Here is a 13,496-nt window from a genome sequence, read left to right on the forward strand (position 1 = left end):
AAGTGCTGACAGATACCATAAAAGACCTGTACAGAAAGGAATTTTCGCGGCTGGTTGCCGTCTTCAGCAACCGGATGGGGCTCGGCGACATCCAGCTCGCCGAAGACCTCGTCAGCGCCGCCTTCCTCGAAGCCTCCCAACGCTGGGAAAAAGATGGCCTGCCCGACAATCCCCCGCATGGCTCTACAAGGTCGCGCTCAACAACGCCCGGCAATATTTCAGAAGGAACAAGATTTACGAACGCAAACTCAACGAGCTAAAGACATCCGCCCCCGAAGAACACTCCATTCCGGAGGACTTCGACTTCTCATCCGCCGCCGTCTTCGACAGCCAGCTAAAGATGCTCTTCGCCGTTTGCGACCCCGCCATTGCCAGCGAAGCCCAGATCGCCCCGGCCCTGAGAGTACTCTGCGGCTTTACTATCGAAGAGATTGCCCGCGCCTTTTTCACCGGCAAAGACACCATCAACAAACGCCTATTCCGCGCAAAGGAAAAACTAAGGGATCTCCGGCTCCGGCTCGAAATGCCACCAACCGGCCAGATCCCCGCCCGGCTCGACAACGTACTGCATATTATCTATCTCCTGTTCAACGAAGGCTACTACTCTTCCTCCCACGACACCATCCTTCGCAAACACCTCTGCAGCGAGGCCCTCAGCCTCGGCCTCATGCTTCGCGACAACCCCGACACCAATACGCCGAAAACCCACGCCCTCATCGCGCTGATATGCTTCCACTCTTCAAGGATTGAATCCCGGATCTCGCCAACCAATGACCTCATCCTCTACGACGACCAGGACAGCAGGCAGTGGGACCAGACACTCATCGCAAAAGGCGTCGAATTCCTCGAAAGCTCCGCCACCGGCAACGAACTCAGTTCCTACCACCTCGAGGCCGGCATCGCCTTCTTCAATAGCCAGCCCGGCGACAGCAGAGAAAAATGGCAGCAGATCCTCCACCACTACGACCTCCTGCTGCAGATCAACTACACCCCCTCTTCCGTCCTCAACCGCATCTACGCCCTCTACAAGACCGAAGACGCCGCGGCTGCCCTCAACGAAATGGCAGGCCTTCCCGCCACCAACCATTTCTACTATACCCTGAAAGGGCAGCTCTACGAAGAAACAAACCCGGAAGAATCCTTCATCTGCTACCAGCAGGCCCTCGACACCTGCCAGACCGCCTCCGAACGACGCATCATCGAAGCCAAGATACGACGCCTCCTCCCCTCCCTCTAAATTCTTTCTAAATTCATATCTATCTTTGCCCCAAAGCCTCTCATGAAGCTACTCGTCATAGAAGATGAACCCAGTCTCCTCAACAGCATCACCCGCTACTTCCAAAAGGAGCAGTTCCTATGCGAGGGCGTCAGCACGTACAACGAGGCCCTCCGGCGCATCGAGGACAACCCCTACGACTGTATCATCCTCGACATCAACCTCCCCGGCGGCAGCGGCCTGCAACTTTTAAGATACCTTCGCGAAGACAAAAAAAGGACGGCGTGATCATCATATCCGCCCGCAATTCCCTCGACGATAAGATCATGGGCCTCGACTACGGCGCCGACGACTACCTGACCAAACCCTTCCACCTGCCCGAACTCAGCGCCAGGGTCAAAGCCCTCATCCGCCGCAAATACGCCGACGGCCACACCACCCTCGACCTCGACGTCTTACACATCGACCTCGCCGCCCGCTCCGTCACTACTGAAGGCCAGGCCGTCCCGCTCAGCAAGATCGAATACGACCTCCTGACCTTTCTCGTCACCAACAAGAACCGCGTCGTCAGCCGCCAGGCCATCGCCGAACACCTGTACGACGGGCCGTCCGACCAGGCCCCCGGCCCGGAGTTCGTATACTCCCATATCAAGAATCTGAAAAAGAAACTAAAAGAAAAAGGCTGCCCCGAGATCATCCAGACCGTATATGGACTCGGCTACAAACTCATCATATGAGTCAACCCCTCCAACAACGCAATACCCGTTACCTCCTGACCTGGCTCCCCTGGTCATGCTCGCCGGCTCGGTATTCTTATACCTGATCCTCATGGGCCATTTCAGACACATGAAACACCAGCAGTTGCAACTCAAACAAAACAACGCCTGGGACGCCTTCATACTCGACACCCTCCACACACAGATCGCCGGAGAATATCAGATCACACCCGGAACCCAACCCGAAGACATAACCGCGGACTCCGCAAACCTCGCCTACTTAAAACAATCTCACCAGCTAAACGGCAAATCCTACATCGTCACCACCTATATATCCGACAGAGAATACCGCCATCTGCTGATCAAAGTCGGCACCGCCGAAGCGATCATTTTCGCGGTACTCCTCATCTCCATCATCGTCGTCAACCGTTCCGCCTCCCGCAAACTATGGACCCCTTTTTATACCACCATGACCGCAATCCGCGACTATGACATACGACACAACAAACCCCTTCCCCTGACAGCCACCACCACCGGCGTCGAAGAGTTCGACCGGCTGAACGAGACGCTACAAACCCTGATCGGCAACGTAGACCAGGCATACCACAACCAAAAACAGTTCACAGAAAACGCTTCCCACGAACTCCAGACCCCTCTCGCCATCATCCGCAGCAAGGTCGAGCTGCTGGCCGAAAGCCCCGGCCTCAACGAAGAAAGCGCCCAACTGCTGCAGGAGATCACCGACGCCAACGAACGCCTCAGCCAGATGAACAAGAACCTCCTCCTGCTGACCCGCATCGAAAATAGCCAGTTCCCCGAAGTCTCCACCATCAACCTCTCCCAACTGGTCGAACGCCTGACCCAGTTCTTCAAAGACTACTACGGGAACGAGGTCTCCACGACCAACACCGATATACAGCCCGACGTACACACCACCGCTAACCTCGCCCTCATCGAGATCCTTATCAACAATCTCCTGCGCAACGCCTATATCCACAACATCCCCGGCGGCCGCGTCGACATCCGCCTGACCCAAACAACCCTGGTAATAGCCAACACCGGCCCCGCCATCGAAGGCGACCCCGAACACCTCTTCGACCGGTTTCGCAAAGGCCGCGTCGACAACCGCACCACCGGCCTCGGCCTGGCCCTCGTCCGCCAGATCGGCCAGCTATATCACTATAATATCGGCTATACCTGTCAGGACGGCCGCCACCAGCTGACCGTCACCTTCGCCTGACAAAACTTTCCAAATGTTTTCCAAATCTGCGGCTAGCTTTGTCCCCAAAGAAAGCCAGCAGAATGACCCGCTTCGTCCTCATCGCCGCCAGCCTCCTCACCAGCCAGGTCTTACAGGCCCAGCAACACCCCCTGTCCATAAAAGAGGTCCTGACCCTTGCCGAGTCCGGACAGCCGCGCCTCCACGCCTACAAAGAGCAGGCCGCCGCCGTAAAAGACAACGCCGACCTCGCCCGCAACACCCTCGTCCCCAGCCTCACCGGCGGCTACCGTGCAGGCTACGCCACCGACAACAATATCACCGGCATGAGCTATCCCGGCCTGCTCATGCCCATCTCCGGCCCCGTCGCCGCCCACAGCAGCAACACGATGATCCCCGGTACCGCCCTCGCAGCCTACCTCCAGTGGACACCCATCACCTTCGGCCAGCGCTCCGCCGCCGTCGAAAAAGCCGCAGCCCAATTCAAACTCTCAGCCAGCGCCTACGACAACGCCCTCTTCCAGCAGCGCTATACCGCCATCCTCACGTATATCAGCATCGTTTATCTCCAACGGCTACTCAACACCCAACAGGCCAATATCGACCGCACAAATACCGGCCTCCGGCAATCCCTCGTCCTGGCCAAACAAGGACTCCGCCCCGGCCTCGATACCGTACAGTTCCAGTCCCTCCTCGCACAGGCCACCATGGAACGCCTGAACACCCAACGCCTTTACACCGCTCAGGTCCTCGAACTCTGCCGCCTCACGGGACTACCCAACCGCCCCGAAGACCTCCGCCTCACCGATACCACGCTGGCCCTGCAACTACCGGGACAACCCGACACCACCGGCACCTATGCACAAAACCCCACTTATCAGTACTACCGTGCACAGGTCGCCCTGAGCGCCGCCAACCTCAAAGAGATCCAGCGCGGCTGGCGACCACACCTCGACCTATGGGCCAACGCCTATTCCCGCGGCTCCGGCATCGACGCCGGCGGCAACATCGACAAAAGCCGGCGGCTGGCAACTCTCCCGCACCAATCTCGGCGCCGGCCTCCAGCTGAGCATCCCCATCCTCCAGTTCACAAAAGTCAACATCCAAAAAAGACAATACCACAACCTCCTCCAAGCCGACAAAGACCAGCTCGCCCGGTCGACCTCGATCTCAAAAGACAAGTCGAGACCGCGGAGTCCAACTACCGCCAAAACCTCCTCGTCGCCGCGGAAGCCCCCATCCAGTCCAAAGCCGCCCGGCTATACCTGGCGGGGCCTCGAACTCAGCTATAAGAGCGGCCTGGTAGACTTCACCCGCCTGACCCAGGGACAATACCAGCTGTTAAATGCGGAAATGACCGAAGCCGACGCCAACCTCCAGGTATGGCGGGCCTTACTCGATATAGGCGTAGCCAAAGGAAACCTCACCCTTTTCATCGACCAATTGAAATAACATGAAACTCATCATATCCGCGCTACGCCATCCCATCACCATCCTGGTCTCTGTCATCGCCATCGTCTTCTTCTCCGTCCTGGCGATACAAAATAGCAAGATCGACATCTTCCCCAAACTCGGCCTGCCTACCGTTTACGTCGCACAGACCTACGGCGGCCTCTCCCCCGACCAGATGGAAGGCTTCATCACCTCCTATTACGAATACCATTTTCTATATATCACCGGCGTTAAATACGTCGATTCAAAAAGCGTCCAGGGCGCCGCGATCATCAAAATTGAATTCAACGAAGGCACAGACATGAGCCAGGCCATGGCGGAAGTCGTCGGCTATGTCAACCGCGCCCGCGCATTTATGCCGCCGGGCACTGTCTCCCCCTTCATCACCCGTTTCGACGCCGGCAGCGTCCCCGTCGGCCAGCTCGTCTTCAGCTCCGACACCCGATCACTCGGGGAGATCTCCGACCTCGCGCTATTCCGCGTCCGGCCCATGTTCGCCACACTCCCCGGCGTAAGCGCACCGCCCCCGTTCGGCGGCAACCAAAAGACCGTCGTCGTCACCGTCAACCCGCAAAAACTACAGGACTACCATCTTTCACCGGACCAGGTCGTGCAGTCCCTCGTCAAATTCAACAGCATCACGCCCGCCGGCAACGTCAGCATCGGCGATACTACCTGGCTCACGCCGCAGAACAGCGTCATCGAAGACGCCCAGGACCTTCAGAAAGTTCCCCTCCAGCTCGGCAGCGGCCCGTCTGTCTACCTGCGCGACGTCGCCACCGTCAGCCTCGGCGCCGACATTACCACCAGCTACGCGTTGATCAACGGCAAACGCTCGGTATACATCCCCGTTACCAAACGCGCCGACGCCTCCACCTGGGAGGTGGTACAACGCGTCAAAGCCGCCCTTCCCGATATGCAGGCCGCGATCCCCGCCGATATAAAGGTCAGCTATGAGTTCGACCAGTCCGGCTACGTCATCAACTCCCTCAAAAGCCTGATGTTCGAAGGCGGCCTGGGCGCCCTCCTCACCGGCCTGGTGGTTCTGTTATTCTTAAAGGATTTTCGCAGCGGCCTCATCGTGATCATGACCATCCCACTGGCCCTGCTCTCCGCCGCCACCGCACTTTACCTCTGCGGCCAGACCATCAATATCATGACCCTCGGCGGCCTGGCCCTCGCCGTCGGCATCCTCGTCGACGAAGCCACCGTCACGATTGAGAACATCCACCGGCATCAGGAGAAAGGCAAGGACAAGGCCCGCGCCATCGCCGACGCAGCCCTCGAGATCGCTGCCCCCAAACTCCTCATTCTGCTCTCTATCCTCGCCGTATTCGTTCCTGCACTGTTTATGAACGGCGTACCCAGAGCCCTCTTTCTTCCCCTGTCACTGGCCGTAGGCTTCGCCATGATCGCATCCTTCCTGCTGTCTCAAACTTTTGTCCCGGTCGTATCCAACTGGTTCCTCCGGCACCACATACCCACCGATAGTCGAAAAACCACCCCTTCACCAGGTTCCGGGCCTGGTACACCCGGTCGGGCAAGCGGCTTCAAAACCGCTTTGCCCTGACCACCATCCTTTTTGGCAGGCGCTCTAATCCTCGTCGCAGTCCTTTTCCGAATTACCGGCACCCAACTCTTCCCCGACACCGACAGCGGCCGTGCCCAGGTACGGCTACGCCTCCCGTAGGCACCCGTTTCGAGCGCACCGAAGACGCCACCCGCACCCTGCTGACGCTGGCCGACAGCATCGCCGGCAAAGGCAACGTGGAGATTAGCTCCGCCTTCATCGGCACCCAGCCCTCCAGTTATCCCGTCAATCTCATCTTCCTCTGGACCGGCGGCCCCCACGAATCCGTCACAAAGATCAAGCTAAAGCCGGGAGCAATGCCAATCGCCGATTTTCGCGAACGGCTACGCGCCGCGGCCGCCAAAACCCTGCCGAAAGCCAAACTCTCCTTCGAGCCCGGCGACCAGGTGGAACAGGTTCTCAACCTCGGCAGCACCAACCCCATCGAGATAGCCGTCGCCAACCGCAACCTCGACCAGGGGCAGAAGACCGCAAATACCCTGATGCAACGGCTCGCCACACTACCCGAACTTCGCGACCTCCAAATAGCCACCCCACTCAACTACCCCGCCATCAAATTGGACGTCGACCGCATGCGCGCCGGCCAGTTGGGCGTCACCGGAGATGAAATCGCCCGCTCCACGGTAGCCGCCACATCTTCCTCCCGCTTCACCGCCCCCAGCTACTGGCTCGACAGGACCACCGGCACGGCCTACCAGGTACAGGTACAGTACCCAGTGCTATCAAATGAACAGCACCGCCAAACTCGAAGCCATCCCGGTCTCCTCCGCTTCCGGCAAACAAACACACTATCTCGGCGAACTCTCCACCTGGAACCGCACTACCGTTCCCGGCGAATACGACCGCCTCAACCAACAACGCTATATCACCATCACCGCCAATATCGCGCAAAAAGACCGCGGCGCGACCTACAAAAAAATCCGCGACATCATCACCGGCATGGGCAAACAGCCCAACGGCGCCCGCATCCTCCTCCGCGGACAGGCCGACCTCCTGCAGCAAACCCTCCAAAGTTTGCAATTCGGCCTCATCATCGCCATCGTCGTCATCTTCCTGGCGATGGCCATCTACTTCCAGTCCTTCCGCGTCGCCCTCGCCACACTGTCCGTCATCCCCGCCGTCGTCGCGGGATCATTGTTCTTACTATTCATCACCCGCAATACCCTCAACATCCAATCCTATATGGGCGCCATCATGGCTGTCGGCGTCGCCATCGCCAACTCCGTGCTGTTCATCACCAACGCAGAACAACTCCGGCGGACAGCCACGCCCGGCGCCCATCTCGAGGCCGCGGGACACCGCCTCCGCCCCATCCTCATGACCAGCGTAGCCATGATCGCCGGTATGATCCCGATGGCCCTCGGCCTCACCGAAGGCGGCGACCAAACCGCGCCCCTGGGCATCGCCGTTATCGGCGGCCTGCTCTTCTCCGCCCCCGGCGTACTCTTCTTCCTCCCCCATACCTACCAATGGCTGGCCGGCCGGAAGACCTATAAACCCGTATCTCTCTATCCCGACGATACTCAAACCAACTAAAAACATGCGTAATATTCTTTTCCTCGTCATCCTTACATCGCTGCTCAACTCCTGCGGCCAGTCGACCAGCACGTCCAACCCTGCTGCAACCACCCCCGCGCAGGACACTGTCCCCGTCTTCCTCCTCCACACCGACACGCTGAAAAAAGCGTCGACCTCCCCGGCGAATTGCAGCCCCGGCTCCAGACCGACCTGTTCGCCAAAGTCCAGGGGTATGTAAGAGAAATGAAAGTCGACATCGGCGACCGCATCCACAAGGGCCAGACCCTCGCGATCCTCGAAGCCCCCGAAGTCAACACCCAGGTATCCGCGTCTCAGGCCGCACTGGCTTCCGCCCTCTCCAAATACACCGCCAGCAAAGACAAATATCAGCGCCTCTACCAGGCCTCGCAAAGCGAATCACCCGGCATCGTCGCACCCGTGGAGTTGGTAAACAGCCACGACCAGATGGCCGCCGACAGCGCCTCATGGGAAGCCGCCAAACAACAGTCCAAAGCCTATAAAGAAGTATCCGGCTATCTCTATATCACCGCCCCCTTCGACGGCATAGTCATCGCCCGCAAAGCCGACCCCGGCGCCCTCGTCAGCGCCAGCACCATGCTCCTCACCGTACAGGATAACAACACGCTCCGTCTGCGCATATCCGTCCCCGAAACATACGTCGCCGCCGCCACCGGCAAAAAAGACCTCTCTTTCTCCGTCGACGCCTGGCCGCAGCAACGCTTTACCGGTACCCTCACCCGCAAGACCGAAACCATCGACCCCGCCACCCGCACCGAACTGTGGGAGTACGACGTCGACAACCGCCGGCACCTCCTCAAAGCCGGCGCCTTCGTCTACGCCCGCCTCAGCCTCGGCCGCGGCGCACCCTCAATAATCCTGCCACCCACCGCCATCGCCACCACCCTCGAACGCAAATTCGTCATCCGCGTCCACGACGGCAAAGCCCAATACATCGACGTCCGCCGGGCTTGACCACCGACAGTGGCGTCGAAGTCTTCGGTGACCTCCAACCCGGCGACACCCTCCTCACCAAGGCTACCGATGAACGAAAACCCGGTACCTTCGCATACTGGAAACTAGCACACTAACAAAATGAAATACCTGACCCGAACGATATGGGTATTATCCCTGGTCAGCCTCTGCACCGATATAGCCAGCGAGATGCTCTATCCCGTCATGCCCCTGTACCTCCGCAGCATCGGATTCACCGCAGTCGTCATCGGACTCCTCGAAGGCCTCGCCGAAGCAACCGCCGGCCTCAGCAAAGGCTATTTCGGACAACGCTCCGACCAGACGGGCAAACGCATCCCCTTCATCCGACTCGGGTATGGACTCAGCGCGATCTCAAAGCCCATGCTCGCCGCCTTCGCCTACCCCCTCTGGATCTTCTTCGCCCGCACCATCGAACGCCTTGGCAAAGGCATCCGCACCGGCGCCGGGGACGCCCTCCTTTCCGACCAGGCCACCCCAGCCACTAAAGGCCGCGTCTTCGGCTTCCACCGCTCCATGGATACCACCGGCGCCGTCATCGGTCCCCTCCTCGCACTGGCATGGCTATACTATAACCCCGGCCGCTACCGCTGGCTGTTTATCATCTCCTTTGTCCCCGGCGTCCTCGCCATCCTCCTCACCTATCTCTTAAAAAAAGAACAACCCAAACCCGCACAAACAAAAAAGCCCGGGACATCCTTCTTCTCCTTCCTGAGCTACATAAAAAAAGCCCCCGGTCCTACCGGAAGCTCGTCATCGGCCTCTGGGTCTTCACCCTCGCCAACAGCTCGGACGTCTTTCTCCTCCTCCGCACCAAACAGTCCGGCCTGAAAGACACCGCCACCATCGGCATCTACGTCTTCTACAACGTGATCTACGCCCTCGCCGCCTTCCCCTTCGGAGGACTCGCCGACCGCATCGGCCTCAAAAAGTGTTCCTCGCCGGCCTGCTCCTCTTCACACTCGTCTATGCCGGCATGGCCCACGCCGGCGGCTGGTCATGGTATCTCTTACTATTCTTCCTCTACGGCCTCTACGCCGCCGCCACCGAAGGCATCACAAAAGCATGGATCTCCAACATCGTTCCCCCGACGGAGACCGCCACCGCCATCGGCACCTACACCGCCCTCCAAAGTATCTGCACCCTGCTGGCCAGCACCCTCACCGGCTGGATCTGGACAGAATACAACGCCACCGCCGCTTTCCTCATCACCGCCGCGACGTCACTAGCCGTACTCTTCTATATCTGGATGACAGTTCCCACGGAATAATCCCCGCACTACGCCGCCTTCATATGCATACACGCCTCCGCACACTCCCGGCAGGCCTTCGCGCATTCCTGACAGTGTGGATTGTCGTGCTTCCCACACTCCGCGGCACACTCCTGACAAACCTCCGCACACATCCGGCAAAACTGCCCCGCCCGCGAGCTACCCAGACTCATCAACTGCGCCGCACCATAACACACCGCCGCACACTCCATGTCCAGCTGGATACACCACGACATCTTTTTCAGATCCTTCTCCTGCAAACACGACGAAGCACAGTGATTACACAACGCCGCACACCGCAGACACGCATCGATACATTTCTGATAATCGTGGTAATTCATAACAAATCGATTTAGACCTTCAGCAATGCAAAACCCATACCCTCTTCCGCAACACCCAGGCCCAGTTAAATTCACTACCTTTAAAACATGAAATGGCTCCTCTGTCTATTGTCCATCTACGCCCTGTCCGCAAACCCAACTACCATGGGAGAAAATGGCGCTACTTTTTCTGCGCCCGTCCTGGTCGCCCAGGTACCAGGCATGCTCAAAAAGCTCCAGGCTCAGCCTTTAACTTTCAACAACCCCGCATTCACTGCTACTACCACCGTACTCGCACTCATCAGCACCGCCCCCATTGCCGGACTCAACAAGATCCCCGCCTGATACAACACCCCCGCCGCCAACGGCATCGCCACGGCATTGTATCCCGTCGCCCAGGCCAGGTTCTGCACCATCTTCCTGTACGTTGCCTTCCCAAAAAGAATGAGCTTCACCACATCCACCGGATTGTTGTTCACCAATATGATCCCAGCCGTCTCCGCCGCAATATCCGACCCCGATCCTACCGCAATCCCAATATCTGCCTGCGCCAGCGCCGGAGCATCGTTCACGCCATCCCCCGTCATCGCCACGAATTCCCCCTGCCCTGCAGTTCCTTTATCTTCTCCTGCTTCTCATGCGGTAGCACACCTGCAAAATACCCATCCATCCCCAGCGTCCTGCTCACCCCGTCCGCCACCGCCTCATTGTCGCCCGTCAGCAGCACACACCGGATACCATTATCGTGCAATGACCTGATCGCGTCTGCCGATTCGGGCCGCAACTTATCCGCCAGTGCAATATAACCCGCCGGTACATCATCCTTCAGCACAAAAACACCCGTTTCCCCGCTGCCGGCGCAAACCCCTCCGGCAACCCTATTCCATGTCCCCGGAGATATCCGGGTCCCACCACCCGTACCATCTGCCCATCGATCCGGCCCTCTACGCCTTCACCGGTCAGCGCCCTGAAACTTTCTACCAAAGGTGCTACCGCTCCCATCGCCGAAGCCTTCCGGACAATGCCCGTCGCTATCGGATGTTCCGAGCTTTGTTCCAACCCCGCCGCCAGCCGCAACAATTCCTTCTCCGGCAATCCATGACCCCATACCAGTATCCTCACCACTTCGAATTTCCCTACCGTCAGCGTCCCCGTCTTATCAAACACCAGGGTCGTGATCTTTCGCGCATTCTCGAACGCCGTTCGGTTACGGATCAGCAGCCCGTTACGCGCCGACAAGGCCGTGGATCGCGCCACCACCAACGGCACCGCCAGCCCCAGCGCATGCGGACAGCAAATAATGATCACCGTTACCATCCGCTCTATCGCAAACGCCGGCTCATGCCCGGACAGATACCACGCAAAGAACGTCGCCACCCCCGCCGCCAGCGCGATCAACGTCAGCCAACGAGCCGCCTTATCCGCCAGCAGCTGCGTCTTCGACCTCGTCCCCTGCGCTTCCTCTACCAATCGCACCACCTGCGATAGATATGAATCCTTTGCCCCATGCGAAACTTCTACCCGCAAGGCGCCGTTGCCGTTTACCGCTCCCGCGATCACCCCATCCCCCTTTTTCTTATCCACCGGCCGGGATTCACCCGTCAGCAAACTCTCATCGACATAGCTGTCCCCGTCCACCACCATCCCATCGGCTGCGATCTTCTCACCAGGCTTCACAAGGACCACATCGCCCGCTTTCAGCTCCGCCGTTTTTACTTCCATAATATGTTCCCCATGCACCAGGTGAGCCTCATCCGGCATCAGCCGTACCAATAACTCCAATTCCCTCGACGCCCCCATCACCGACCGCATCTCGATCCAGTGCCCCAGCAACATGATCCCGATCAGTGTTGCCAGCTCCCAAAAGAAATCCATGCCCTTCAATCCTACCACCGTCGCAATACTGTAACCGTATGCTACCGTGATCGCAAAGCCGATCAGCGTCATCATCCCTGGGTTCCACGGCCGCATCTCGTCCCGCCAACCCTTCAAAAAAGGCCAGCCCCCGTAAAAAAAGATGACCGACGACAATCCTGCCAGTACATATCTCGAGCCCGCAAAGCCCCAATGCACACCCAGCCAGCGCTGGATCATCGGCGATAAAGCCAGCACCGGCGCCGTCAGCACAACTACCACCCAAAATCGCCGGCGAAAATCCGCGATCATCATCGCGTGATGGTCGTGCCCACCGTGCGCCTGCATTACCTCCTCATGATGTTGATGTTCCATACAATTGTTTTTTACATTTTCATATTATCCATCCCCGCCATCGCATCCATCCCATGCTTGAACACATACTCGCTGTTCACCAGATACGCCCCCTCCGTCACCACCACATCACCCTCCTTCAATCCACTCCTGATCTCCACCCGGCCCCCATTCTCCACACCCGTCTCCACCATCACCGGACGAAAAAGGTTATGACCGGCCTCCACCCAAACCAGAGCCCCCGTCCCACTACGGATCACCGCCGCTTCCGGCAACATCAACGAATGCCCCACACCGTTGGTCACTATCAGCTCAGCCGCCATCCCCGGCTTCAACACTCCATCCTTATTCCTCAGCTCCACCCGTACCCCATTGATCCTGGCCGACGGGTCCACCTCCGGATTGACAAAATCGATGCGACCCGAAAACTCCCTCCCCGGCATATCCGGCAGCCGCACCAATACCACCGCATCGCGCCTCAACTCCGACAACTGCGACGTATACACCTGCGCCTGCACCCATACCTTTGACAGATCCGCCAGCCGTAGCACTACCGTCCCCGCGCCCACATAATCCCCTTCGTGGCTTTCCACCGACGCCACCACTCCATCGCCCAGGCTATAAAAAGACGTCACAGGCTTCGGCTTGCGCACCCGCGCCAGTTCCGCTACCTGCGCTTCGCTCAGTCCCCACAACAATAACTTGCTCCGCGCCGCCTCCGCCAATTGCTTCAGGTCCACCACGGAGCTATGCAAGGTCTCCTGCCGTTCCAGCGCCAGCAAATACTCCGGCTCCGCAGTATTCAATTCTTCGCTATACAGATCGAACAACTTCTGTCCCTTATGTACATACTCCCCCGTGGCCCTGACGTACAAGCGCTCGACCCTACCGGAAAGACGCGCACTCACCGCGCTGCTCCCCGTCTCGTCGACCGCCACCGTTCCCGACAGCACCATCCGGTCCCCGATAGCACCG

17 protein-coding genes and 1 pseudogene are annotated in these 13,496 nt (G+C 58.8%); 13 read left to right on the forward strand and 5 right to left on the reverse strand.

What is annotated here, in order from left to right; all coding sequences use genetic code 11:
• Window positions 1–2: 2 nt before the first annotated feature.
• From ACQ86N_RS29825 to ACQ86N_RS29885, 13 genes and pseudogenes are all read left to right on the forward strand, one after another.
• Window positions 3–260, forward strand: a complete 258-nt coding sequence (locus tag ACQ86N_RS29825) for a hypothetical protein (protein ID WP_431210222.1) — start codon at window positions 3–5, stop codon at window positions 258–260.
• A gap of 80 nt (window positions 261–340) precedes the next feature.
• A complete protein-coding gene (locus ACQ86N_RS29830; protein ID WP_431210223.1) occupies window positions 341–1,237 on the forward strand; it encodes an RNA polymerase sigma factor in 897 nt (298 codons plus the stop codon).
• Between the two features lie 42 nt (window positions 1,238–1,279).
• The gene (locus ACQ86N_RS29835; protein WP_431210224.1) at window positions 1,280–1,504 is read left to right on the forward strand and encodes a response regulator; all 225 of its coding nucleotides are present in this window, start codon (window positions 1,280–1,282) and stop codon (window positions 1,502–1,504) included.
• On the forward strand, window positions 1,501–1,953 hold the full coding sequence (locus tag ACQ86N_RS29840) for a response regulator transcription factor (protein ID WP_431210225.1): 453 nt from the start codon (window positions 1,501–1,503) through the stop codon (window positions 1,951–1,953). Before ACQ86N_RS29835 ends, ACQ86N_RS29840 begins: the two co-directional genes overlap by 4 nt.
• A 55-nt stretch (window positions 1,954–2,008) precedes the next feature.
• Entirely contained in the window at window positions 2,009–3,172 is a 1,164-nt protein-coding gene (locus ACQ86N_RS29845; RefSeq protein WP_431210226.1) for a sensor histidine kinase, read from the forward strand.
• 62 nt (window positions 3,173–3,234) lie between these two features.
• The gene (locus ACQ86N_RS29850) at window positions 3,235–4,443 is read left to right on the forward strand and encodes a TolC family protein (protein WP_431210227.1); all 1,209 of its coding nucleotides are present in this window, start codon (window positions 3,235–3,237) and stop codon (window positions 4,441–4,443) included.
• Window positions 4,444–4,604: 161 nt separating this feature from the next.
• Window positions 4,605–6,173 (forward strand): efflux RND transporter permease subunit, encoded by a 1,569-nt coding sequence (locus ACQ86N_RS29855; RefSeq protein ID WP_431210228.1) that lies wholly within the window; start codon window positions 4,605–4,607, stop codon window positions 6,171–6,173.
• Window positions 6,174–6,178: 5 nt separating this feature from the next.
• Window positions 6,179–6,778 (forward strand): annotated as a pseudogene (locus ACQ86N_RS29860) (hypothetical protein); the annotation flags it as partial.
• 142 nt (window positions 6,779–6,920) lie between these two features.
• Window positions 6,921–7,730 (forward strand): efflux RND transporter permease subunit, encoded by an 810-nt coding sequence (locus ACQ86N_RS29865; protein WP_431210229.1) that lies wholly within the window; start codon window positions 6,921–6,923, stop codon window positions 7,728–7,730.
• A gap of 4 nt (window positions 7,731–7,734) precedes the next feature.
• Window positions 7,735–7,950: a hypothetical protein gene (locus ACQ86N_RS29870; protein WP_431210230.1), complete on the forward strand. Its 216-nt coding sequence runs from the start codon at window positions 7,735–7,737 to the stop codon at window positions 7,948–7,950.
• Window positions 7,899–8,705 carry an efflux RND transporter periplasmic adaptor subunit gene (locus ACQ86N_RS29875; RefSeq protein ID WP_431210231.1) on the forward strand — a complete coding sequence of 269 codons (807 nt, stop codon included), beginning with the start codon at window positions 7,899–7,901 and terminating at the stop codon, window positions 8,703–8,705. The genes ACQ86N_RS29870 and ACQ86N_RS29875 overlap by 52 nt, the downstream gene beginning before the upstream one ends.
• A 120-nt stretch (window positions 8,706–8,825) precedes the next feature.
• Window positions 8,826–9,554 carry an MFS transporter gene (locus tag ACQ86N_RS29880; protein WP_431210232.1) on the forward strand — a complete coding sequence of 243 codons (729 nt, stop codon included), beginning with the start codon at window positions 8,826–8,828 and terminating at the stop codon, window positions 9,552–9,554.
• Between the two features lie 100 nt (window positions 9,555–9,654).
• A complete protein-coding gene (locus ACQ86N_RS29885; protein WP_431210233.1) occupies window positions 9,655–9,993 on the forward strand; it encodes an MFS transporter in 339 nt (112 codons plus the stop codon).
• 8 nt (window positions 9,994–10,001) lie between these two features.
• On the opposite strand, the gene ACQ86N_RS29890 is transcribed toward ACQ86N_RS29885, so the two are convergent.
• From ACQ86N_RS29890 to ACQ86N_RS29910, 5 genes are all read right to left on the reverse strand, one after another.
• Entirely contained in the window at window positions 10,002–10,334 is a 333-nt protein-coding gene (locus tag ACQ86N_RS29890; RefSeq protein ID WP_431210234.1) for a four-helix bundle copper-binding protein, read from the reverse strand.
• Window positions 10,335–10,555: 221 nt separating this feature from the next.
• Window positions 10,556–10,900 (reverse strand): hypothetical protein, encoded by a 345-nt coding sequence (locus ACQ86N_RS29895; protein ID WP_431210235.1) that lies wholly within the window; start codon window positions 10,898–10,900, stop codon window positions 10,556–10,558.
• Complete coding sequence (locus ACQ86N_RS29900) at window positions 10,897–11,145, reverse strand: HAD family hydrolase (protein ID WP_431210236.1); 249 nt, start codon at window positions 11,143–11,145, stop codon at window positions 10,897–10,899. The genes ACQ86N_RS29895 and ACQ86N_RS29900 overlap by 4 nt, the downstream gene beginning before the upstream one ends.
• Window positions 11,139–12,542: a heavy metal translocating P-type ATPase gene (locus ACQ86N_RS29905; protein WP_431210237.1), complete on the reverse strand. Its 1,404-nt coding sequence runs from the start codon at window positions 12,540–12,542 to the stop codon at window positions 11,139–11,141. Before ACQ86N_RS29905 ends, ACQ86N_RS29900 begins: the two co-directional genes overlap by 7 nt.
• Before the next feature lie 11 nt (window positions 12,543–12,553).
• A complete protein-coding gene (locus tag ACQ86N_RS29910) occupies window positions 12,554–13,477 on the reverse strand; it encodes an efflux RND transporter periplasmic adaptor subunit (protein WP_431217655.1) in 924 nt (307 codons plus the stop codon).
• Window positions 13,478–13,496 lie beyond the last annotated feature (19 nt).

Origin of the sequence: Puia sp. P3 (assembly GCF_050632245.1) — a bacterium.
Taxonomy (GTDB): domain Bacteria; phylum Bacteroidota; class Bacteroidia; order Chitinophagales; family Chitinophagaceae; genus Puia.